Genomic DNA, 21,949 nt, shown 5'->3' on the forward strand with positions numbered 1-21,949 from the left:
AAAATGTTTGATGAAGAAGTGCTGAAAGCACTGCAGCTTCAGTACATAGCACCTGATGATGTGGTACTAAGCCCGAAGCTGCTTAAGCATTAAACGATAAAAATACAAGCCACCATATCCCGGACAACTTTCACATCATCATGTCCGACCTGTAGGAGTTAGTCTTGCAAGTCGATCTCCCAGAGGTCTGTTTGCTGTACCCGGTTTATGGAGTTTCTTATAAATTCATATTTATTTTAGCACGTAATGGCGCAAATGTGATGAAAAATTTCTTTAAATCAGTACGTTTTTTAATGGTACGTGGGATTTAGTCTTGCATACAGGGTTCAGTTTTGGAATTCACGGTACTTATGAAACAGTGGGTGGAAAAACAATTTGAGTTTTCTAAGTTCCATACAAATGTAAAGACAGAACTTCTGGCAGGTATTACTACATTTGTCACGATGGCATATGTTCTGGCGACGGTGCCGAACATCCTTGGAGGTGCCGGGGCAGATAAACATGTGATGCTGACTGTCATGGTTCTGCTGATTGTTCTGACAAGCTGTGCGATGGCGTTATATACAAACCGCCCATTCGTTCTGGCACCGGGGCTTGGAAGCGTCGGAATCGTAGCTTCGATGATCAGTAATGAAGGAATCCCGGCTGAGATCGCATCAGGAGTTATCTTCTGGAGCGGTGTATTATTTATACTGATTTCTTTTCTCGGACTTCGGGAAGCTGTTGTAAAAGTAATTCCAGTCAGTCTGAAGCATGCAGTCAGTGCCGGAATCGGTTTATTTATTGCACTTCTGGGGGCAAAGAGCAGTGGGCTTATTATAGCAAATGAGGCAAAGAATACACTTGGATTTGGTGATCTGAAATCACCTGCAGTTATAGTGACCGTGATTGGTTTCGTGATATTACTTATTATGAAGGTTATGAATGTTCCGGGCGGAATGATTCTTACCATTCTTTTGACAACACTGGCTGGAATTCCATTTGGTGTGACAAAAATGCCGGAGCAGATTTTCTCCATGCCGGCTAATATCGTACCGCAGTTTTTAAAGGTAGATTTCATTGGAGCATTAAATTTTGCATACATTCCATTTTTGATCGCACTGTTTGTGCCTGATTTCTTCTCAACCTTTGGTACTGTGCTGGGAGTCGGTGCCAAAGCGGGATATCTGGATGAAAACGGAAATCTTCCCGGGATTGACAAATGTTTTAAAGTAGATGCAGTTTCTACAAGCTTTGGTGCGCTGTTCGGGATGCCAAGCATGACGACCTACCTTGAGTCTTCCGCAGGAGTAGAGGCTGGCGGAAAGACAGGCCTTACTGCGGTATTTACGAGTATATGCTTCCTGCTTGCATTATTTTTCGCACCGCTTGCACTGGTGATCCCTTCCGCAGCGACGGCACCGGTATTGATTTTTATCGGAATCAATATGTTAAGCGGTATGAAAAATGTAAACTACAATGATATCACAGAATATATCCCGGCATTTATCTGTGTAACATTTACGATTTTCGCAAACAACATCGCAAACGGAATCTGTGTGGCGCTTCCTGCATACCTGATTATGAAAATCGCAGCAGGCAAAATCAAAGAGATTTCACCGGTGATGTATATTCTTGTTGCCGTCTGTGCACTTTACTTTTTTACGATTGTTTAATGGAGGCCCATGATGGAAAAAGCAGATCTTTGGATTCGAAATGCAAAGGTATACAATTCATACAGGAAAGAATTTTTTGAGGCGGATGTCTCTGTAAAGGACGGGAAATTCTTCTATATCGACCGTGAAAAGTCTACAGAGTTTGATGCCGTAAAGGAAATTGACGCGGATGGTAAATATATGATTCCCGGGATGATTGACATTCATATGCATATCGAGAGCTCAATGATGACTCCGGGGCCGTTTGGAAGATATATGGCTTCCTGCGGCGTGACAACAATCGTGTCGGAACCCCATGAGATGGCAAATGTACGTGGAATCCGCGGGGTACATGAGATGATCTGTGCCGCAGAGGAGGCGCCGATTGATATCTATTATGGTATTCCAAGCAGTGTACCGTCTACAAGCTCCAGACTTGAGACGACAGGCGGCGTCATAGACTGCGAGGCAATGAAATGTCTGTTGAAAGAAAAGGACGTAGTCTGTGTCGGTGAGATCATGAATTACCGCAAAATAATAGAAGAGGGCAACCAACTGGAGATTACGAAATTTCTTGAATACCTCAGGGAAGAAAAGCCGGGATATGTGGTCGAAGGGCACTGTCCTTCGCTGACCGGTCTTGAACTTGCGAAATTTTTATATCTGGGAATTGACGGAGACCACACAGAACACACTCTGGAAGAAGTCAGACAGCGGATTGAAAATGGAATGTTCTTCGAGATTCAGGAGAAAATGCTCAAGCCTGAAATTCTGGATTACATTGTTTCTAATAATCTCTATGAGCATGTGAGTTTTGTGACCGATGACACGATGGCCGATGCACTCTATGAAAAAGGGCATCTGAATAAGGTCGCAGAACAGGCCGTTCGCATGGGATTTCCCGTGGAACAGGCCATTTATTGCGCTACATTTACCCCTGCCAGAAGAATGCAGTTTTATGACAGGGGGAGTATTGCACCCGGAAAACTTGCAGATTTCCAGCTGCTTGAAAATCTGGAGGTGATGGAGCCATCTCTTGTCTATAAATGTGGAGTAGAGATCTATCACAGGAATTCTGCGGAGGAACCGAAAAGTTCTTATGAATTTCCTGAGGACTTTTATCACAGTGTCTGCCTGCCAGAGATTACGAAAAATAATTTTCAAATTCCGGCAAATGGTAAGAAAGCGCTTGTGCGTGCCATCTGTGTTCAGGAATCATGCACACAGACAAAGGAAGTACAGATTGAAATGCCTGTCAAAGACGGATATCTTCACTGGCAGGAGAGCGGCTGTATGCTGGCAATGGTCATTGAACGCTATGGGAAGAATGGAAATATCGGTTATGGTTTCCTGACCGGAGACTGCTGCAGGGCAGGGACAGTTGCAACAACTTACTACCATGATCATCATAATCTTCTCGTTGCAGGGCATAAACCAGAGGATATGTTACTGGCAGTTCAAAGGCTTGAAAAGCTTCAGGGAGGTTTCCTTGTTGTTAATGAAGGAGAAATTCTGGCAGAACTGGCACTTCCGGTCTGTGGGATTCTAAATGAAGGTTCTGTGGAAAACATTGGAAGGGCCGTAAAGAAAATCCGGGGTAAAATGAACAGTCTCGGGTATAAACACCTGAATCCGATCATGTCATTTGGAACACTGGGACTTCCGGTGAGCCCGGCGCTGAAACTGACAGACAGAGGATTAATTGATGTAAAAGCAGGTGAGATCGTTCCGCTGTTTGTTAAATAATTTATCTGGCGCAAAGTATACAGTGTATCTTTGAGCGTAAGCATAATAACAGGCATTGCCGATGATATTTTTGGGAAGAAGACATCTGGCAATGCCTGTTATTTAGTTGTATTTCTAATCCCCGATATGATAAAATAATATTAATATCCTCAGGAAATCCAGCAGTAAAAACAATACCGGAAAAGGAGGGATTATATGAAAAACACCCCGAAAAAACGTCAGTCAACAACAGAAAATTATTGACCCTAGCAATTGGAAAAATTATCCAGTTGCTTTTTTTATTCTATGAAAGGAGCGAAAGTATGGATATTAATTATGAATTAGAACAGGAATTTATTATAGTGTACATAAAGAAGGGAGAGATGCACATCCGGTCTTTATCTGACGGGGCATTTCAAATCGCATATCGTACACTGAAAGAAAACAAAAAAGTTAAGATACTGGAGGTATTCCGCAGACTGGGAACTGATGACCTGAAGACAATTTGCGAATAGAGGCAAATGCAGCAGTTTTATGGAAAATTCTGGTCTAAACACAATCTTAATGTTTCACTGCCTAATTTTATCACCGCCTTAATGCAAAAAAGATTATGATAATAATAAGAAAAGAAGGTGATGAATATGTTAACGAATTTAATTTTAGGGATTATAGTAACAGCCGGAGCTCTGTATGGCCTTTATCTGATGAAAGGGATTGACCGCTTTATCGATGATGAGAAAGAGCTTCAGAAGAAGGCAAAGAAGAAACAATACGCAGTGATCTTTGGAAAAAGCAAGGAAATGGAGCAGGTTGCATCCTGGTTTGAGAAGGCCGGTATTGAGCCGGTATTTCTGGAATCTGTCTATATTGACAGGGCATGGCAGCATGTAGAGTATCTGGCAGCGGTATCAGACTCCGATATTGATAACCTTTCAGCCTGCAATTTATTCCGGAAAATGTATCCGGGGGCGCAGATTTTCAGCCTGTGCAATGAGAAAATGAATATGAGGCTGTACCGTCAGTCACACGTCCAGATATTTACAGAAAAAGAAGAACTGCTGCAGCGGCTGGAATTGCTGATTATGGAAAACGAGGTCGGTGCGGCATGAAACTTTTTACAAAACGCTTAACGCAGACACAGATGATTGTATTGGGGTACTGTCTTATTATATTCATTGGAGCAGGGCTTTTGATGCTCCCGGTCTCCACAAGGGACGGTGTGGCGACTCCGGCTGTGGATGCACTGTTCACTTCAACTTCTGCAGCATGTGTAACAGGCCTTGTGATTGCGGACACATTCCAGTACTGGTCCCTATTTGGACAAAGCGTGATACTGGTGATCATCCAGCTTGGGGGACTTGGATTCATGACGATAGGCGTCTGCTTTGCCATCTTACTCAGGAGAAAGATAGGCCTGTGGACCAGAGGGACGCTTCAGGAGAGTGTGAATATTATGCAGGTCGGCGGCATCGTCAGACTGGCTAAGAAAATCATTATTGGTACAGTTTTCTTCGAAGGTCTCGGGGCGCTGATACTTGCGATTCGTTTCTGTGAGACAATGAGTCTGGGAAAAGCAGTATATTTTGGCATTTTTCATGCAATCTCGGCCTTTTGCAATGCCGGTTTTGACCTGATGGGCGGACACGGGGCTTATTCCTCTTTTACACCATATTATAATGACTGGGTCGTGAATCTCGTCATTATGGGCCTGATTGTGATAGGGGGGATAGGTTTCTTTGTGTGGAATGATATTTCCATATATAAAGTGTCCTTTAGGAGATACAGCCTTCATACGAAAATTGTATTAATATCTACGTTTATACTTATTTTTGGAGGGGCAGCACTTCTCTTTTTCTTTGAACGGAATAACACGATTGCAGGAATGCCCTTTGATGATAAAATACTATGTTCTCTGTTTGGATCCGTTACTGCAAGGACCGCCGGATTTAATACTGTGGATACGGCAGCGCTGACTGACAGCAGCAAGATTCTGACCTCCATTCTCATGTTTATAGGAGGGAGCCCGGGATCTACGGCGGGAGGGATTAAGACAACAACTTTCGTGGTACTTCTGATTTATGTCCACGCTAATCTGAGGAAAGAGATGCATTGTAAGATTTTCGGGAGAAGGCTGGATGAGGGGTCTATCAGAAAGGCCAGTGCAGTTTTATGTATTAATTTATTTTCCGTAATCCTGGCAGTGCTCGTAATCGTTACGGTGCAGCCGGTTGCAATTACTGATGCAGCGTTTGAAGTGATTTCCGCAATCGGGACGGTGGGGATGTCAACAGGGATTACAAGAGATATGGAAACTATTTCGAAGATTGTACTGATATTCCTTATGTATTGTGGAAGAATCGGCAGTATGACATTCGCCCTTTCCCTGCGCGGGCATAAGGTAGAACCGCCGGTGAAATTGCCTGTGGAACAGATTATGATAGGTTGATTGGAGGAGTTAGAATATGAAATCAGTATTAATTATAGGCCTTGGCAGACTGGGACACCATCTATGTATTAATATGTCACAGCTGGGAAATGAGGTTATGATTGTTGACAAGGACGAGGAGTGTATGCAGGACTTGCTTCCGTATGCCACGATGGCGAAGGTGGGAGACTGTACAAATGAAGATGTGCTGAAAAGTCTCGGTATAGGAAACTTTGATATTTGCTTTGTATGCATCGGCTCCAATTTCCAGAGCAGTCTGGAGATTACAAGTCTCATTAAGGAAATGGGGGCGAACTATGTTGTGAGCAAGGCAAACAGAGACATCCACGCAAAATTCCTTTTAAGAAACGGTGCGGATGAAGTCATCTACCCGGACCGGGATATCGCGGAACGTCTGGCTGTCAGGCATAGCGCAAACCATGTGTTTGACTATATTGAACTGACCGAGGGGTATTCCATTTTTGAAATACCACCGATGAAGGAATGGATCGGAAAGAGTATCCGCCAGCTTGCAATACGGTCTAAATACCATGTAAGTATTCTTGGGATTAAGACAAACGGACATCTGCAGCTTTTGCCGCAGGCAGACAGGCTTCTTACTGCAGAAGACCATCTGATGGTCGTTGGACTGAAAAAGGATATTGACCGGATATTGGCAAACATCCATTAAGGTGTTATGATAAAAAATAAATACAGGCAGGTGGAAAGGAGAGCACACAGCATATGAAGAGTGCAGCAGGGGTTATAAAGAGCATTGCAAAGAACAGAAGAGTAAATTATGCTTTGAGGACAATACTCATTGTGCTTTCTGCCAGCATGTTCTGCCTGATCCTGAACAGGGCAGGAGTTGCGAAAGAAAACTGTCTGATGGTATTCATGGTCGGTGTGCTCCTGATCAGTGTTTTCACACGGGGATATGAATATGGGATCATAGGGGCCATCGTCAGTGTCATGATGTTCAATTACTTTTTTACCGTTCCCGTGCATACATTTGCCATCATGAACCCGAATGATGTGGCACTGATGGGCTTTTTCCTATTGGCGGCCTGTATCTCTTCCAGCCTGACCGTACGGTTTCAGAAGCAGCTGCTGATTGCACAGAACAGTGAGGAGACGGCACTCAGGCTTTATGAAATGTCAGAAAAGTTTATCAATGTGACAGGCAAGGAGAATATCATACAGCTGGGGATCCGGTATATCTATGAGCATACCGGATACGATTGCATTGTTGAACTGGAAGGGGAGACAATCGGGGCCGGGGCGGCCAAAGAGTATATCTCTAAGGATTACCTGATGTTTCCGATCATAGGTATGGTAAGGCAGCTGGGAACATTAAAAGTATTTAACCACAATCAGGGACTGGCGGCGGAGGCAGAAATGCTTGTGAAGACGGCGGCCAATCAGATTGGTATCGCGCTGGACAGGGAACTGATCTATGCAGAACAGGAACAGACCAAGGTGGAAGTGGAACGGGAGCACATGAAAAGCGGCATGCTCAGGAGCATTTCTCACGACTTCAGGACACCGCTTACAGGAATCATGGGTGACTGCAGCCTGATTCTGGAGAACCACTCTATGGATCAGGATGCAAAGGACGGGCTGGTCAGGGATGTTATGGAACAGGCGATGTGGCTGATGAAGATGATGGAAAATATTCTGAGCATGACAAAGATCGAGAGCGGGCAGCAGTTTATTGAAAAACGTACGGAAGTGGTGGATGATATTGTATATGAGGCTGAGAAGCATGTGATCGGCCTGAAGAAACGGCGTAATTTCCGCATCACACTGCCGGACAGGGTTGTTGTTGCCGAAATGGACAATAAAATGATTATACAGGTTCTCGTGAATCTTCTTGATAATGCCATGAAGCATACGGAGGATGCCGGATATATCGGACTCAATGTGTTTTACCGCAGCAGCCGTGTTTATTTTGTGGTAGAGGATGACGGTGACGGGATAAAAGAAGGGATGACGGAAAAGATATTTGACGAATTTGTCTCCCTGTCAGATAAGAGTACTGACCAGAAGCGGGGGATTGGACTGGGACTTGCAATCTGCAGGGAAGTCGTGAAGGCCCACGACGGTGAAATCTGGGCTGAAAACCGGGCCGAAGGCGGCGCAAGATTCACCTTCTGGCTGAAAGCCGGGCTTGCAGATTAAATGTTACTGTTCAGACCGTGCCATACACTCCGGCGGCTGGAGAAGATGGCCTTATGACATAATGGATAACAGGTGGTAGTGATGAAAGAAAAGAAAACGATTCTGATCGTTGAAGACGATAAATATATTGTAAACTTTATGAGCATGACTCTGAAAGATGAGGAATACGGATATTTTGTGGCAAAATCTGTTAAGGAGGCGATCAGCCTGTTCTATGCAAACCAGCCGGATATGATCCTGCTTGATCTGGGCCTGCCTGACGGGGACGGGCTAGAAGTTGTTAAGAATGTCAGGGAACTGTCCAATACGCCGATCATTGTCGTGTCTGCCAGACAGGAAGAGCAGGAAAAGATACAGGCGCTCGATGCGGGCGCGGATGATTACGTGACAAAGCCGTTTTATATGGGAGAACTGATGGCCCGGATACGTGTTGCTATGAGAAAAATGGAGAGTATGGCCTTAGAGAATACAGAGGAAGTATTCCGGCAGGATTACCTGACTGTGGACTATGCAAAGCGGAGTGTGATGATTGATGAAGAGGAGATCCACCTGACACCGATTGAATATAAGATATTGGTTCTGCTGATTGCGAACCGGGGCAAAGTGCTGACCCATAACTATATACTGAAAGAGATATGGGGGTATGCAAAAGGCGCCGAGGCAGGGACACTCAGGGTGTTTATGGCTACGCTGAGAAGGAAGATTGAGAAAAACCCGGCGGAACCGAGGTTTATTGTGACAGAAGTGGGAGTTGGATACCGGTTTAAGGAGTGATTCCGGAAAATAGAGTAAGAAAAGGGGAATGCTTAAGCGGCATCCCCTTTTTTAGAGTTTATTATTAATTGCGGTTAAGATATCTTTCAGTCCCTTTGACTCAGAGAAGATCTGATACTGGGGTTCCCGGATATCCTCCAGATAATGCGCGTCAGAGCTGCTTATGATATTGCAGTTCAAAAAATAGGGATGATCTTTCTGTATCTTGTGCAGATTCTTCAAATCATGAACCTCGGCACAGGTAAATGCACTGTCAGGCGGAACAAAACCTAAGTTAGACAGAAGACTGGTAGACGTCTTGTCAATATGGGCCGGATAAGCGATTCCACCGTACTCTGCTGTCAGGCTGACTACTTCGTCAAATGGGATATCCGTGGCATTGATGAGCAGGTTACCGACCGTTCCGGTCACTTCATCGTCCTCGTTCATGATCTGCTGTTTTCCGAAAATCTCTTCTTTGTTCTTTATTGGCATCAAGTGTTCATAAACATAGGAGTCAAATGCAAGTGCATTGTCCAATTCTGAAAACAGACAGATCACATGGACCTCTTCTGCGGTACACAGTTCCATTCCCGGTATTACAGTAACACCGTAATTCTGTCCGTGAATCATGGCAGCGGGACAGTTGAGGCAGCTGTTATGGTCGGTCAGTGCAATGACATCAAGCCCCTTGATGGATGCCATACCTACAATATTGGCAGGTGTCATGTCGTCATCTCCGCATGGGGAAAGACAGGAATGGAGATGAAGATCATAATATAGCGGAATCATGCAAGTCCCGCTTCATAGACTTCCAGAGCCATATCGAAGACAGGAAGGTCTGTTGCCAGAACGGCAATCCCTTCCGCTTCTGCCTGTGCGAGAGTCCCCTCATCCAGAGCAACGCCCTCTGCCAGTATGATACAGGCAGTATCGGTCAGCGTGGCAACGGCGAGGGTGTTCTTATTCCCCATGACAGTAACCCATACGCCGTCTGCGGGAGCCTTGCCCATTGCAATGCTCAGCAGGTCGCAGCAGAATACTTTACTGACTTCCCGGTCAGGATTCCCTTTTACAAGTACGCTTAAGTCCGGTAAATCTAAAACTGACTGAAGTTTCATGTATGATTTCTCCTTTCAGAATAAAAAATATGATTAACGGCAGGTCATGACGGATCCTCATCTGAAGCTTTCTGTTCCGGTACGCCAAATGCATCCAGTTCTGTCGTCAGTTTGTGGATATATTCGTGGAGGAGCTTCGTGCTTTCATCTTCAAAGCCGCAGGACTGGCTGGAAGCTTTGGAGAGAAAGTCAATTTCCTTTGAAAGACTGGAAATGTGTTCACGCAGAACATAGATACAGTCGTTGCTTGTTGCAACACCCCTCACGATATCCTCCGCCAGGGTCTGGCATGTAGGGGCCCCACAGGAGCCGCAGTCAAGTCCCGGGAACTTTTTCGTCAGTTCCTCCACCGTACTCATCATCTCAAGGCTTTCTTTAAAGGTATTGCCCAGACGGAATACCGGTTCGTATTCCACGTCATCATCCCAATAGATATTATCAATCTCGGGGTATGTATTCAGATGGCTCTTGGAGACAGGCTGGTAACGCAGCAGTCTTTTCGTCTTTGTCGTTGCAACATAGGCATTCTCTACAGTCAGGGTGCCTCCCACACAGCCGCCGTTGCAGGCGTTGAGTTCTATGAACTTCAGGCCGTGGATCTTTTCATCCTCAATCTCTTCGAGGACGCGGAGTATATTGACAATCCCGTCGGCGGCCAGATAGCTGTCGATCAAAAGACCACCGACCTCACCGCCTGCATTACCCCAGCCGAGCCCGATTCTCCCCGAACTGGAGAGCGGCTTTAACTGGCTTTCATCCCGGCTCATGTGGGGCAGCAGGAGCGGATAAACATCCTTGATTGCTACTACATTATCTATGTTACTCTTTTCTATCCCGAGGGGGGCCTTTGCATAGGAAACCTTGGACGGGCAGGGGGATATGAAAATAATGCCGATATCCTCTGATGGAAGTCCGGTCCGTTCTATGGCCCGTGCCCGGGCTATCTCTGCGGCAACCTCGACGGGGGGCTTGATCGGCAGAAGTTTGGACAAAAGGGCCGGGAACTTCACACGAATCAGCCTGACGACGGAAGGACAGGCAGAACTGATGAACGGTCCTTCATCTGCGTGGGCCTTCATATATTCCCTTGAGGCTTCGGATACCAGCTCTGCGGCCGCGCTGACCTCGAATACGTCATCAAAACCCAGCTTCAGAAGGGCATTCAGTACGATATCCACGTTCGTCAGGTTATTATACTGGGCATAAAGAGAAGGCGCCGGAAGCGCGACTGTATACTTATAATTGTTCAGTACATTGAGTGAATCATAATTCGGTATTTTAGCATGATGTGGGCAGTAGCGGATGCAGCGGCCGCAGTCAATGCAGAACTTGTCAATGATGTGGGCTTTTCCATTATGTACGCGGATCGCCTGGGTAGGGCAGTACTTGATACAGTTGATACAGCCCTGGCAGGCATCTTCGTTCAGACGAACAGAACGAATGAACTTATCCATATTGGCTCCTTTCAATAGTAAATAATTAGATAAATACTTTCATCGTTACGGTTGTTCCGACTCCGACTTCGGACTCAATCTGGAAATCATCCGAATACTTCTTCATATTCGGGAGTCCCATACCGGCTCCAAAACCAAGGGAACGGACTTCTTCAGGTGCGGTGGAGTATCCTTCCTGCATCGCCTTTGAAATATCCGGGATGCCGGGGCCTTTATCGGCGAGGACCATGACGATCTCGGTATCCGAAATCGTAACAGTGAGTTCACCGCCGTCAGCATGGATGACCATGTTAATCTCACCTTCGTACATTGCGATTGCAACCTTCCGTATCGCGGCGTTATCTACGCCGAGCATCTTCAGTTTATTCTTGATCGCGCTGCTGGCTTCACCGGCGCGCGTAAAATCATCTCCGGGTATTTCGTATGTAAATGTCAGATGTTCACTCATTTAAGCACCTCCCCGCAGTCCATGTTCATATAATATTCCACATGTGGTGAACATATAATGTTTGGTTGCAAGTATAGCCATACCTTTTCCCTGTGCGAGTGCAATGATGTTCGCATCAGGCATCTTGCCGCGCACGAAAATAATACAGGCGATATCCAGCATCTCGGCAGTTCTGACGACCTGCGGATTGCATAATCCGGTAATGAGGACAGAACATTCTTCCGCAAAGGCAAGGACGTCGCTCATCATATCGGATGAAAAAACAAATCTGGCATCCAGATCCAGCAGCTCATCGCCAAACAAAAGTTCGGCATCCAGCAGTTTTTGCATTTCCTTTATTGTCATAAGTCCTCCAATCCAATCTACATTCTGTTTGTTTCCTTTCGTCTTCCGGGGCCGGTTATGAATCCGGAATGACATATCAGTTGTGAATTCAGTATAGCATTTGTGCCTGCAAAATGCAATGTCAGACCTTGTGCCAAATGCATATGAAATGGCGTAAAAAGCGGAAAAGAATGAAAATAATTTAACAATATACAGAAACTAAATGAGAATTGCTATCAGCAGAAACGACAAAAAGATGAAGAAATAGTGCTGGAATTTTGTAATATATTATGATATGATGAACCTAAATATAGTCCAAAAAAGAAATGGAGGTTAAGCGATGCTCGCAAAGAAAGAGACCGTTCCGTTCTCAGGAACTAAGGAACAAGAAGAATCATTATTGAAAGTGATTTCTGAGCTGAAAGATGAAAAAGGTGCTTTGATGCCGATTCTTCAGAAGGCTCAGGATATCTACGGATACCTTCCCATAGAGGTACAGACAATCATTTCTAATGAAACAGGGATTCCTCTGGAAAAGATTTATGGGGTAGCTACATTCTATTCACAGTTCACATTAAGTCCCAAGGGAAAATATCAGATTTCCGTCTGTCTTGGAACCGCCTGCTATGTTAAAGGGTCGGGTGACATTTATAATGCACTGATGGAAAAACTTGGGATTGTCGGCGGGGAATGTACACCTGACGGGAAGTTTTCATTAGACGCATGCCGCTGTGTAGGTGCATGCGGACTGGCGCCGGTTATGATGATCAATGGCGAAGTATACGGACGCCTTACCGTGGATGATATTGATGACATTTTAGCAAAATACGAATAAGCCTATGATGCCGGAAATATCACTGAACATATTGGATGTAGCAGAGAATTCTGTGCGTGCAGGAGCATCACTTATTGAAATAAGGGTTTTTGTACAGACAGAAGAAGATACTCTGACCGTCACCATTCAAGATGACGGATGCGGAATGTCACGAGAGCAGACAGAAAAGGTGCAGGACCCATTTTACACGACTAGGACTACGAGAAGAGTAGGTTTGGGAGTGCCTTTTTTCAAACAGGCTGCAGAAAGTGCAGGAGGAAGCTTTTCCATTATGTCAGAACTTGGTAAAGGGACAGTTGTAAAAGCAGTTTTTCAATTATCACATATTGACAGAATGCCGCTCGGGGACATTAGTTCCACAATACATACGCTGGTAGTCTTTAATGAGCAGATCCGTTTTATCTATACCTACAGGTATAATGAGAACGAATTTGTTCTGGACACTCAGGAGCTTAAGGAGATACTGGGTGGGGAGATATCCTTCCAGGACCTGGAGGTTTCCAGATTTATTAAGGAATTTCTGGAGTCCAATAAGGCAGAGGCGGACCAGGGAGCGGATATATAATATTAGGAGGAAATTTATGAAATCTCTTGAAGAATTACGTGCAATCAGAGAAAAGATGCAGGGTAAAGTCGGCATCCGCGGAGAGAGTGAGGACCAGATCAGGGTTGTCGTTGGAATGGCAACATGTGGGATCGCAAGCGGTGCAAGACCTGTACTTACAGCACTTTCAGATGCTGTCCAGGAGCAGGGACTTACGAATATCAGTGTTACACAGACCGGGTGCATCGGGCTGTGCCAGTATGAGCCGATCGTTGAGGTACTCGAACCCGGCAAGGAGAAAGTAACGTATGTGAAGATGACTCCTGAAAAAGCGATGGAAGTCCTGAGGATGCATCTGCTGGATGGCCAGGTGGTGACAAAATATACATTAGGTGCGGCTCAGAAGAACGCTGAAAAATAATAAAGGAGGCTAATGATTATGTATCGTTCACATGTTTTGGTTTGTGGTGGAACAGGCTGTACTTCTTCCGGAAGCCAGAGAATTATAGAGAGACTTGAAAAAGAAATCAAAGCCCAGGGTCTGGAGGAAGAAGTCGGTGTTGTAAAGACAGGGTGCTTCGGCCTGTGTGCATTGGGACCGATTATGATCGTATACCCGGAAGGATCCTTCTATTCAATGGTACAGGAAGATGATATTCCGGAGATCGTATCAGAGCATCTGCTCAAAGGAAGGGTTGTTACCCGCCTTCTTTACGATGAGACAACAAAGTCAGAAGATATCCTGCCGCTGAATGAGACCAACTTCTATAAGAAGCAGAAGAGGGTTGCCTTACGCAACTGCGGTGTCATTAATCCGGAGAATATTGAGGAATACATAGGGACCGGCGGCTATGAGGCGCTGGGAACCGTCCTGACACAGAAGACTCCGGAAGACGTAATCCAGATCCTTCTGGACAGCGGCTTAAGGGGAAGGGGCGGTGCAGGATTCCCGACCGGCCTGAAATGGAAATTTGCGGCTGCAAATGATGCGGACCAGAAGTATGTCTGCTGTAATGCCGATGAAGGTGACCCGGGAGCATTCATGGACCGCTCCGTACTCGAAGGGGACCCACATGTTGTTCTCGAAGCAATGACGATCGCGGGTTATGCAATCGGTGCTTCACAGGGATACATCTATGTGCGTGCAGAGTATCCAATCGCTGTAAAACGTCTGGAGATCGCGATCGGACAGGCAAGAGAATACGGACTGCTTGGCAAAGATATATTTGGAAGCGGATTTAATTTTGATATTGAACTCAGACTTGGTGCAGGTGCATTTGTCTGTGGTGAGGAGACTGCCCTCATGACATCTATTGAAGGCAGCAGGGGCGAGCCGCGTCCGCGTCCTCCGTTCCCGGCACTCAAAGGGCTGTTCCAGAAGCCTACGATTCTGAATAACGTTGAGACACTGGCGAATATCCCGCAGATCATTGTGAACGGACCGGAATGGTTCGCATCAATGGGAACCGAGAAATCAAAGGGAACAAAAGTTTTTGCCCTCGGAGGCAAGATCAATAATACAGGACTCGTTGAGATTCCGATGGGAACAACTCTGCGTGAGATCGTAGAAGAGATCGGCGGCGGTGTCCCGAATGGCAAGAAGTTCAAAGCGGCACAGACAGGTGGTCCTTCAGGCGGATGTATTCCGGCAGAACACTTCGATGTTCCGATTGACTATGACAACCTGATTGCGATCGGTTCTATGATGGGGTCCGGCGGTCTGATTGTCATGGATGAAGACAACTGTATGGTTGATATCGCGAAGTTCTTCCTTGAATTTACGGTAGATGAATCCTGTGGAAAGTGTACACCATGCCGTGTTGGTACAAGACGTATGCTGGAGATTCTGGATAAGATCACAAAAGGCCAGGGAACAATGGAAGATCTGGATAAACTGGAAGAGCTGTGTAACCATCTGAAGACAAATTCGCTCTGCGCATTGGGACAGACGGCTCCGAACCCGGTAATTTCCACTCTCAAATACTTCAGAGAAGAGTATATTGCACACATCGTTGACAAGAGATGTCCGGCAGGCGTATGTAAGTCACTGCTTCAGTACAAGATTGATGCGGATAAGTGTAAAGGCTGTACATTATGTGCAAGGACATGTCCGGCAGATGCAATTACTGGCAGCGTAAAAGAACCGCATATGATCAATCCTGAGAAGTGCGTGAAGTGCGGCGCTTGTATGGAAAAATGCCGTTTTGGTGCAATTTACAAAGAGTAATGGAGGGTAGAAGAATATGGAGAATGTGAATATTAAAATCAATGGCTTGAATGTCAGCGCACCGGCAGGTTCTACTATCCTGGAAGCAGCACGTCTGGCAGGGATCAAGATCCCTACACTCTGTTTCTTAAAGGACATCAATGAGATTGGTGCCTGCCGTATGTGTATTGTAGAAGTAAAAGGAGCAAGGAATCTGGTTGCGGCTTGTGTACACCCGATCAATGAAGGCATGGAAGTACTGACGAATACACCGCAGCTGATCGAGTCCAGAAAACGTACACTGGAACTGATCCTTTCTAATCATGAGAAGAAGTGCCTTTCCTGTGTCAGAAGCGGGAAGTGTGAGCTTCAGGAACTCTGCCAGGAACTGGGGGTAGAAGATGAGGACCGTTTTGCGGGTGAATCTCCGCACTATGAGCTGGATGACAGCGCACCGCATATGATCCGTGACAATAACAAATGTATCCTTTGCCGCCGCTGTTCGGCAGTCTGTGAAAAAGTGCAGGCAGTAGGCGTAATCGGACCAAACAACCGTGGATTTGAGACATTTATCGGCTCCGCTTTTGATATGGGGCTGGGAGACACAAGCTGTGTATCCTGCGGCCAGTGTATTGCAGCATGTCCGACAGGTGCCTTATATGAGAAAGATTTTGTTGATGATGTTCTCGCAGCAATCGCAGACCCGACAAAGCATGTTGTTGTTCAGCCGGCTCCGTCTGTAAGGGCGGCACTTGGGGAAGAATTCGGATATCCGATGGGAACAGACGTGGAGGGCAAGATGGCAGCAGCCCTGCGCAGAATCGGATTTGACAAGGTATTTGATACAGATTTCAGTGCGGACCTTACGATCATGGAGGAAGCAAACGAATTCCTCGGACGTGTCCAGAACGGCGGGGTACTGCCGATGATGACCTCCTGTTCACCGGGATGGATCAAATACTGCGAACACTATTATCCGGACCTGCTGGATCACCTGTCAAGCTGTAAATCACCCCAGCAGATGTTTGGTGCGATCACGAAGACATATTATGCAGAGAAGATGGGGATTGACCCGAAAGATATTGTATGTGTCAGCGTAATGCCATGTACGGCAAAGAAATTTGAGATCGGTCGTGATGACCAGAATGCAGCCGGTGTTCCGGATGTGGATATTTCTATCACTACGAGAGAGCTTGCACGCCTGATCCGTAAGGTAGGCATTGATTTCAGAGTTCTGCCGGATGAAGGTTTTGATGACCCGTTAGGAGAGTCTACAGGGGCAGCCGTGATTTTCGGTGCGACTGGCGGTGTTATGGAAGCGGCTCTTCGTACAGCAGTTGAGAAGCTGACAGGGGAAGAACTGGCAAATGTAGAATTTACAGATGTGCGTGGTACGGAAGGTATCAAAGAGGCCGTTTACCATGTCGCAGGAATGGATGTCAAGGTAGCGGTTGCGTCCGGATTATCCAATGCAAAGGTACTGATGGATAAGATCCGTGCAGGGGAAGCAGATTATCACTTCATTGAGATCATGTGTTGCCCGGGAGGCTGCGTAAACGGAGGCGGACAGCCTCAGGTACACGCTGATGTGCGTAATTTCGAGGATGTTCGTGCAATCCGTGCAAAAGTACTGTATGATAACGATTCAGCAAAGACACTGCGCAAGTCACACGACAACCCGTCAATCAAGAAAGTATACGAAGAATACTTAGGCGAGCCGGGAAGCGAGAAAGCACACCATATCTTACATACAAGCTACGTGAAACGCAGCATCAATTAAAAAAACCATAAATAAAGCAGCCGGAACCTTTTCAACAAGTTCCGGCTGCTTTATTCCCGTGAATTTGACTATATGTAAAGACCAATCCTGTTAGCTTTTTTAAACGTATCTTGTTCCCTGCTCATAAACCTTTTTCCCACCGAGGAATACAGTATTTGTTTGAAATACGCAATTAATGTCAGCGCTCAAATCTCCGTCAACCACTGTAATATCAGCAAGAAGTCCTTCTTTAATCATTCCAAGTTCATCTTCCCTGCCCAGAACCTTTGCCGGGTTTGCTGTTGCAGTCTGGATAGCCTGTACCGGTGTGATGCCGTATTTCACCATGTAGGTCAGTTCCTGCTGTACAGGAAGGACCGGGGCACCGTACATGACCATATCACTTCCCGTGCAGACTGTTACGCCGGTATCATAAAGCTTTTTAAAATTATCGCGGTAAGATTCATAGGCAGGCTCGTAGAAAGCATAATCCCTCTGTTCTTTCGCAGCAACCGGGTCACTGAATACGTCTGCATTTCCTTCTTCTATATTTTTTTTACATACTTCATAAAGATATGTATATGCGAAGATTGTAGGTGTCCAGGAGATTCCTTTTTCCTTCATCTGCTGTGCCTGCTCGACAGTCAGAAATGTGCCGTGCTCGATCGTATCGAATCCGGCATCGATACACATTTGTATGGAAGGATGTGTTCCGGCGTGAACGACACATTTGATACCTCTTCTGTGGCACTCATCTGCGGCGGCATCCAGTTCCTCCTGTGTATATTCCGGGATGTGGGAACGGTGGCTGGTCAGTACCTTAACCCATTCGGCCCCGTCTCTGACCTGCTTTCGGATCTCAGCACGAATCGCCCAGGGTCCGTCGACCTGAATCACTTCATCCCAGCAGTGCCCGCCTGTCATACACATGCCCGCATCTACGTGCGTGATTCTCGGAATTGTAATAAAACCTTTCTCTTCAGACATTTTCAACGTCCTGCAGACACCATGCGGTGAATAGCAGTCTCTTACGCTTGTGATACCTTTTGTAAAAGCCGCCTGTGCATGCTGAAGTGCATACATCATAATCATCTGGTCATTGTAATTAAAGCTGTCGGGCTGGCTGTACCAATATCCAAGGTGGCAGTGCATATCGCACATGCCCGGAATAATTGTTGCATCCCCATAATCATTGAATGTTTCCTGCGGATAGGCGGCGGCAACCTCTTCCCTGCTTCCTACCTTTTCAATAAGCCCCTTTTCATTGATTCTGACAGCGCTGTCCCTTAAGACTGTTGAGCCATCCCCTGTAATGATTGTCTTTGCACTAATAATCATATTCTGTCCTTTCCCCATATCTGCTATGGATGCATATTGAGCTTATTGTACTAGACTATAGTCTAATAGTCTATTCACGTATTCCCCAAAAATGCAGCAGTAATTTTGTGCATAAATACCGTTAATGCCCAGACCATGCCGTGCACCCTGCTGGATGTGAATAATAACTAAGTACCAGGAATCAGGTTAGAAACGAGCCCGCTTTTCGTTGATGAAACCAATAAAATAAGTTATAATTATTAACAGCAGAAAAAGGTTGGAATAGGACAATACAACAGGGGGAGTTTCAAGATGAAGAAAAAATTAATAAGCGGATTTCTTGCAGTAGTTATGGTTACGGGAGCCTTTTTATCTGGTTGCAGCACTGCACCGAAAAGGGACCCGGAAGAAGGGGTGAAAAAGGCTGTGCTGGATTCTCTGAAACGGGAACCCGTGGATTTCTCAGAGCTTCTGGAGAAAGGGATAAAAGAGACGGAGGATATGTGTGATTTTACCCTCACCTTTCCGGAGGAATTAAAATCCCCTTATCTGGATTTCCTTGCCGAAGCTTATTCAGAAGTGGAGTTTCAGGTTACCTCGATTGATGAAAAGGATGGCAGCTACACGGCCAGGGTATCCTATGAGCCAATTGACCTTGAGGCCTCTCTGGAAGAAGTAAATGCAGCTTATGTGGAGGCAATGTCAGACACAGACCTTACACAATCCGTGTCCGCACTTCTTGAGGAGGATAAGAAAGCCCTGAAGGATCATATCATCAACCTGGACGGCAGGGTATTGGATTTCACTGTAGTAGAGAAGGATGGCTCCTACAATGTGTCAGAAGAGGAGATAAAGAAGGCCTTGTCCAGAGCCGTGGACGGTTATATGAAACCATATGAGGATGTATGCAGTGTACTGGATTTACGGGACTTTTTTCAGGCATATCTGGATGCCTCATTAAAAGGGGAATTCACCCAGTTTATGAAACATTCAGGAAAGACACAGGAAGAGGCACAGGCGTGGTATGAGTCGGGCGGCGCATTTGATCCCCCGGATGATCTCTCACAGCCATATCGTGAGCGGTGCAGCGCAGCCGTGAAAAATATTGTAAAACAGTGCAGCTATTCCGTCGGAATACCGAAGCAGAACGGGATCATGGACTTTACAGTTGAAGTTGTTATAACTCCGAACAATAGTCTGACAGCTGCGTGGAATGAGTTCCAGAACGGCACCTATTATGATATAGATTCGGCAAGTGCGGCATTTGTCGGGATTCTTGAAAAGTATGCGGCTGCCCCGGCTTTTGGTGAAGAAACAATATTCAAAGCAGAGGTTAATGCGTCGTCTTTTACGTCGGTGGATGAGTCTTCTGATGTGTACAGGCTTGTTAATGCAATCTGCCCTGTCCCGGATTAAGATGTCTGCAACAGCGGTTCTGCCGGTAATTTGTAACAATAAATAGGAATTGAAAGTCCAGAAAATCTTGTAAAGCAGGAGGAAGAGAAAGTCATGAGAGTCATTGATTTTAAGGATGCAAAATGCCGACACTGTTATAAGTGTGTGCGCTATTGCATGGTAAAGGCGATTTCGGTACAGAATGAGCAGGCACATATTTTGAAGGACCACTGTATTAACTGTGGCCGCTGCATGGAGATCTGCCCGCAGAATGCGAAGACGTTTGCCAGTGACATGGACCGGGTGAAAGGATACTTAAGACAGGGGTTTAAGACCATCATCTCGATTGCCCCGTCTTATCTCGGCGTACTGGAGTTTGACCGTCCCGGCCAGGTGGTGGATGCGCTGCAAAGACTCGGTTTTGCCGAGGTTCGTGAGACTGCCGAGGGGGCGGCGATGGTTACGGATGAGTACAAGAAGATCATTCGCGAAAAGAAGATGCCGAATATCATCACGACTTGCTGTCCAAGCGTCAATGATCTGGTTGAAAAGTATTATCCGGACTGTGTGGACCTGCTGGCACCGGTCGTTTCTCCGATGGTGGCGCACGGGCGTTATATTAAAAAGGTATATGGGGACGATGTGAAGGTAGTATTTCTGGGGCCGTGCATTGCCAAGAAACAGGAGGCAATCGGGGATGAGAGGGTATTTGGTGCGATTGATGCCATCCTGACATTTGAAGAGCTTGCTATCTGGCTGGAAGAGGCCGGAATCAATATCCATGACTGTGAAGACCGGCCGATGGGGAATCCGGACCCGAAGGTCAACCGCCTGTATCCGATCAGCGGCGGTGTGATACAGTCTGTCGTAGCGGAGGAAGAGGCAGATACATACCACAAGGTTTACGTGGACGGCCTGTCAAACTGCATGGAAATGCTGGAATGCCTTCAGAGAGGCGAGCTGGACCACTGCTTTATCGAGGCAAATGTCTGTGAGGGAGGCTGTGCAAAAGGGCCGGCATCCGCCAGATGGAACACCTCCTATGTAAAGGCAAAGATAAAGATTGAAAACGAGGTATCCCACAAAGCGGCGCGGAATCTTCCGGACATGAGTACAGAGGAACTGTACAAACAATTTGAGGATAACAGGCTTAAGGACCCTGTACCTACAGAGGAAGAAATCCGGGAGGTGCTGAAATCCACGGGGAAATATTCCGTGGAGGATGAACTCAATTGTGGCGCGTGCGGGTACCCGACCTGCCGCGATAAAGCGATTGCGGTCTGCCAGAACAAGGCGGAACTGTCCATGTGCATGCCATATGCACTAACACAGGCCGAGTCCATGTCTAACGTCGTGATGGACGTTACACCGAATATGATCTTCATCATAGACAGCACCTTAAGAATCCGTGAATGCAATAAAAAGGCACAGGACCTGCTTGGTGTGGGCAGGGATGAGGCCGTGCAGCGATATATTTTTGAGTTTATCGTGGCTGACGATATCGAGGAAACCCTGCGGACCAAAGAGCCTGTGATCCATAAGAAAATCCAGCTGGAACATGGCAGGATGACTGCGGAGGAGACGATTGTATATATCGAAAATCTGGATTCAGTCCTTGTTACTTTCCAGGATATTACGAGGGAAGAAAAGATTAAAGAACAGCATTACAACCTGAAGGTAGAAACAGTGGAGATGGCCCAGAAGGTCATAGAAAAGCAGATGATGGTTGCACAGGAGATTGCGGGCCTGCTCGGAGAGACGACAGCTGAGACGAAGGTAACCCTGACAAAGCTTCGGGATTCTATCCTCAATGAAGGGGAGGAATAGT

21 protein-coding genes are annotated in these 21,949 nt (G+C 46.2%); 15 read left to right on the forward strand and 6 right to left on the reverse strand.

Translation table 11 applies throughout. The annotated features are described in order from the left end of the window. Positions 1 to 350: 350 nt before the first annotated feature. The 8 genes from A8806_RS24430 to A8806_RS24465 all read left to right on the forward strand — a co-directional run bounded on the left by A8806_RS24430 (position 351) and on the right by A8806_RS24465 (position 8,739). The gene (locus tag A8806_RS24430; RefSeq protein WP_109733783.1) at positions 351 to 1,655 is read left to right on the forward strand and encodes an NCS2 family permease; all 1,305 of its coding nucleotides are present in this window, start codon (positions 351 to 353) and stop codon (positions 1,653 to 1,655) included. A 12-nt stretch (positions 1,656 to 1,667) separates the two neighbouring features. Continuing rightward, the gene (locus tag A8806_RS24435) at positions 1,668 to 3,380 is read left to right on the forward strand and encodes an adenine deaminase C-terminal domain-containing protein (protein WP_109733784.1); all 1,713 of its coding nucleotides are present in this window, start codon (positions 1,668 to 1,670) and stop codon (positions 3,378 to 3,380) included. A gap of 302 nt (positions 3,381 to 3,682) precedes the next feature. Beyond that, on the forward strand, positions 3,683 to 3,874 hold the full coding sequence (locus tag A8806_RS24440) for a hypothetical protein (RefSeq protein WP_109733785.1): 192 nt from the start codon (positions 3,683 to 3,685) through the stop codon (positions 3,872 to 3,874). A gap of 126 nt (positions 3,875 to 4,000) precedes the next feature. After that, positions 4,001 to 4,468: a hypothetical protein gene (locus tag A8806_RS24445; RefSeq protein WP_109733786.1), complete on the forward strand. Its 468-nt coding sequence runs from the start codon at positions 4,001 to 4,003 to the stop codon at positions 4,466 to 4,468. After that, positions 4,465 to 5,805 carry a TrkH family potassium uptake protein gene (locus tag A8806_RS24450; RefSeq protein ID WP_109733787.1) on the forward strand — a complete coding sequence of 447 codons (1,341 nt, stop codon included), beginning with the start codon at positions 4,465 to 4,467 and terminating at the stop codon, positions 5,803 to 5,805. The genes A8806_RS24445 and A8806_RS24450 overlap by 4 nt, the downstream gene beginning before the upstream one ends. A gap of 16 nt (positions 5,806 to 5,821) precedes the next feature. Beyond that, a complete protein-coding gene (locus A8806_RS24455; RefSeq protein WP_109733788.1) occupies positions 5,822 to 6,475 on the forward strand; it encodes a potassium channel family protein in 654 nt (217 codons plus the stop codon). A gap of 53 nt (positions 6,476 to 6,528) precedes the next feature. Further along, positions 6,529 to 7,965 (forward strand): sensor histidine kinase, encoded by a 1,437-nt coding sequence (locus tag A8806_RS24460; RefSeq protein WP_109733789.1) that lies wholly within the window; start codon positions 6,529 to 6,531, stop codon positions 7,963 to 7,965. Between the two features lie 81 nt (positions 7,966 to 8,046). Continuing rightward, complete coding sequence (locus tag A8806_RS24465) at positions 8,047 to 8,739, forward strand: response regulator (protein WP_109733790.1); 693 nt, start codon at positions 8,047 to 8,049, stop codon at positions 8,737 to 8,739. A 51-nt stretch (positions 8,740 to 8,790) separates the two neighbouring features. On the opposite strand, the gene A8806_RS24470 is transcribed toward A8806_RS24465, so the two are convergent. Genes A8806_RS24470 through A8806_RS24490 form a run of 5 tightly spaced genes read right to left on the reverse strand, consistent with a single transcriptional unit; the run spans position 8,791 to position 12,086 of the window. After that, complete coding sequence (locus A8806_RS24470) at positions 8,791 to 9,510, reverse strand: PHP domain-containing protein (protein ID WP_109733791.1); 720 nt, start codon at positions 9,508 to 9,510, stop codon at positions 8,791 to 8,793. Continuing rightward, a complete protein-coding gene (locus A8806_RS24475) occupies positions 9,507 to 9,839 on the reverse strand; it encodes a hypothetical protein (protein WP_109733792.1) in 333 nt (110 codons plus the stop codon). The genes A8806_RS24470 and A8806_RS24475 overlap by 4 nt, the downstream gene beginning before the upstream one ends. A gap of 44 nt (positions 9,840 to 9,883) precedes the next feature. Next, positions 9,884 to 11,293 carry a [Fe-Fe] hydrogenase large subunit C-terminal domain-containing protein gene (locus A8806_RS24480; RefSeq protein WP_109733793.1) on the reverse strand — a complete coding sequence of 470 codons (1,410 nt, stop codon included), beginning with the start codon at positions 11,291 to 11,293 and terminating at the stop codon, positions 9,884 to 9,886. A 25-nt stretch (positions 11,294 to 11,318) separates the two neighbouring features. Continuing rightward, positions 11,319 to 11,741 (reverse strand): ATP-binding protein, encoded by a 423-nt coding sequence (locus tag A8806_RS24485; protein ID WP_109733794.1) that lies wholly within the window; start codon positions 11,739 to 11,741, stop codon positions 11,319 to 11,321. Then, complete coding sequence (locus A8806_RS24490) at positions 11,742 to 12,086, reverse strand: DRTGG domain-containing protein (protein ID WP_109733848.1); 345 nt, start codon at positions 12,084 to 12,086, stop codon at positions 11,742 to 11,744. A gap of 319 nt (positions 12,087 to 12,405) precedes the next feature. Here A8806_RS24490 and A8806_RS24495 point away from each other — a divergent pair, with 319 nt between their 5' ends. From A8806_RS24495 to A8806_RS24515, 5 genes are read left to right on the forward strand one after another with little or no spacing between them, the layout of a single operon-like run. Further along, complete coding sequence (locus A8806_RS24495) at positions 12,406 to 12,900, forward strand: NADH-quinone oxidoreductase subunit NuoE family protein (protein WP_109733795.1); 495 nt, start codon at positions 12,406 to 12,408, stop codon at positions 12,898 to 12,900. 4 nt (positions 12,901 to 12,904) lie between these two features. Next, positions 12,905 to 13,465 carry an ATP-binding protein gene (locus tag A8806_RS24500; protein WP_109733796.1) on the forward strand — a complete coding sequence of 187 codons (561 nt, stop codon included), beginning with the start codon at positions 12,905 to 12,907 and terminating at the stop codon, positions 13,463 to 13,465. 16 nt (positions 13,466 to 13,481) lie between these two features. Continuing rightward, positions 13,482 to 13,865: a (2Fe-2S) ferredoxin domain-containing protein gene (locus A8806_RS24505; protein ID WP_109733797.1), complete on the forward strand. Its 384-nt coding sequence runs from the start codon at positions 13,482 to 13,484 to the stop codon at positions 13,863 to 13,865. 18 nt (positions 13,866 to 13,883) lie between these two features. Then, positions 13,884 to 15,671: an NADH-quinone oxidoreductase subunit NuoF gene (gene nuoF / locus A8806_RS24510; protein WP_109733798.1), complete on the forward strand. Its 1,788-nt coding sequence runs from the start codon at positions 13,884 to 13,886 to the stop codon at positions 15,669 to 15,671. Positions 15,672 to 15,687: 16 nt separating this feature from the next. Further along, positions 15,688 to 17,430, forward strand: a complete 1,743-nt coding sequence (locus A8806_RS24515; protein ID WP_109733799.1) for an NADH-dependent [FeFe] hydrogenase, group A6 — start codon at positions 15,688 to 15,690, stop codon at positions 17,428 to 17,430. 99 nt (positions 17,431 to 17,529) lie between these two features. Here the strand turns inward: A8806_RS24515 and A8806_RS24520 are convergent, their stop codons facing one another. Continuing rightward, positions 17,530 to 18,747: an amidohydrolase family protein gene (locus A8806_RS24520; protein WP_109733849.1), complete on the reverse strand. Its 1,218-nt coding sequence runs from the start codon at positions 18,745 to 18,747 to the stop codon at positions 17,530 to 17,532. Positions 18,748 to 19,038: 291 nt separating this feature from the next. Between A8806_RS24520 and A8806_RS24525 the strand changes: the two genes are divergently transcribed. Both A8806_RS24525 and A8806_RS24530 read left to right on the forward strand, forming a co-directional pair. Further along, entirely contained in the window at positions 19,039 to 20,142 is a 1,104-nt protein-coding gene (locus A8806_RS24525) for a hypothetical protein (RefSeq protein WP_109733800.1), read from the forward strand. A 93-nt stretch (positions 20,143 to 20,235) separates the two neighbouring features. Next, positions 20,236 to 21,948 carry a [Fe-Fe] hydrogenase large subunit C-terminal domain-containing protein gene (locus A8806_RS24530; protein WP_109733801.1) on the forward strand — a complete coding sequence of 571 codons (1,713 nt, stop codon included), beginning with the start codon at positions 20,236 to 20,238 and terminating at the stop codon, positions 21,946 to 21,948. The last annotated feature ends 1 nt before the right edge of the window (position 21,949 follow it).

This window comes from Faecalicatena orotica (assembly GCF_003149245.1).
Classification (GTDB): domain Bacteria; phylum Bacillota; class Clostridia; order Lachnospirales; family Lachnospiraceae; genus Faecalicatena_A; species Faecalicatena_A orotica.

Bases quoted from the DNA above. Each gene is read 5' to 3' on its own strand.
- A8806_RS24430 (WP_109733783.1), top strand. From the start codon at position 351: ATGAAACAGTGGGTGGAAAAACAATTTGAGTTTTCTAAGTTCCATACA.
- A8806_RS24435 (WP_109733784.1), top strand. From the start codon at position 1,668: ATGGAAAAAGCAGATCTTTGGATTCGAAATGCAAAGGTATACAATTCA.
- A8806_RS24440 (WP_109733785.1), top strand. From the start codon at position 3,683: ATGGATATTAATTATGAATTAGAACAGGAATTTATTATAGTGTACATA.
- A8806_RS24445 (WP_109733786.1), top strand. From the start codon at position 4,001: ATGTTAACGAATTTAATTTTAGGGATTATAGTAACAGCCGGAGCTCTG.
- A8806_RS24450 (WP_109733787.1), top strand. From the start codon at position 4,465: ATGAAACTTTTTACAAAACGCTTAACGCAGACACAGATGATTGTATTG.
- A8806_RS24455 (WP_109733788.1), top strand. From the start codon at position 5,822: ATGAAATCAGTATTAATTATAGGCCTTGGCAGACTGGGACACCATCTA.
- A8806_RS24460 (WP_109733789.1), top strand. From the start codon at position 6,529: ATGAAGAGTGCAGCAGGGGTTATAAAGAGCATTGCAAAGAACAGAAGA.
- A8806_RS24465 (WP_109733790.1), top strand. From the start codon at position 8,047: ATGAAAGAAAAGAAAACGATTCTGATCGTTGAAGACGATAAATATATT.
- A8806_RS24470 (WP_109733791.1), bottom strand. From the start codon at position 9,510: ATGATTCCGCTATATTATGATCTTCATCTCCATTCCTGTCTTTCCCCA.
- A8806_RS24475 (WP_109733792.1), bottom strand. From the start codon at position 9,839: ATGAAACTTCAGTCAGTTTTAGATTTACCGGACTTAAGCGTACTTGTA.
- A8806_RS24480 (WP_109733793.1), bottom strand. From the start codon at position 11,293: ATGGATAAGTTCATTCGTTCTGTTCGTCTGAACGAAGATGCCTGCCAG.
- A8806_RS24485 (WP_109733794.1), bottom strand. From the start codon at position 11,741: ATGAGTGAACATCTGACATTTACATACGAAATACCCGGAGATGATTTT.
- A8806_RS24490 (WP_109733848.1), bottom strand. From the start codon at position 12,086: ATGACAATAAAGGAAATGCAAAAACTGCTGGATGCCGAACTTTTGTTT.
- A8806_RS24495 (WP_109733795.1), top strand. From the start codon at position 12,406: ATGCTCGCAAAGAAAGAGACCGTTCCGTTCTCAGGAACTAAGGAACAA.
- A8806_RS24500 (WP_109733796.1), top strand. From the start codon at position 12,905: ATGATGCCGGAAATATCACTGAACATATTGGATGTAGCAGAGAATTCT.
- A8806_RS24505 (WP_109733797.1), top strand. From the start codon at position 13,482: ATGAAATCTCTTGAAGAATTACGTGCAATCAGAGAAAAGATGCAGGGT.
- nuoF (WP_109733798.1), top strand. From the start codon at position 13,884: ATGTATCGTTCACATGTTTTGGTTTGTGGTGGAACAGGCTGTACTTCT.
- A8806_RS24515 (WP_109733799.1), top strand. From the start codon at position 15,688: ATGGAGAATGTGAATATTAAAATCAATGGCTTGAATGTCAGCGCACCG.
- A8806_RS24520 (WP_109733849.1), bottom strand. From the start codon at position 18,747: ATGATTATTAGTGCAAAGACAATCATTACAGGGGATGGCTCAACAGTC.
- A8806_RS24525 (WP_109733800.1), top strand. From the start codon at position 19,039: ATGAAGAAAAAATTAATAAGCGGATTTCTTGCAGTAGTTATGGTTACG.
- A8806_RS24530 (WP_109733801.1), top strand. From the start codon at position 20,236: ATGAGAGTCATTGATTTTAAGGATGCAAAATGCCGACACTGTTATAAG.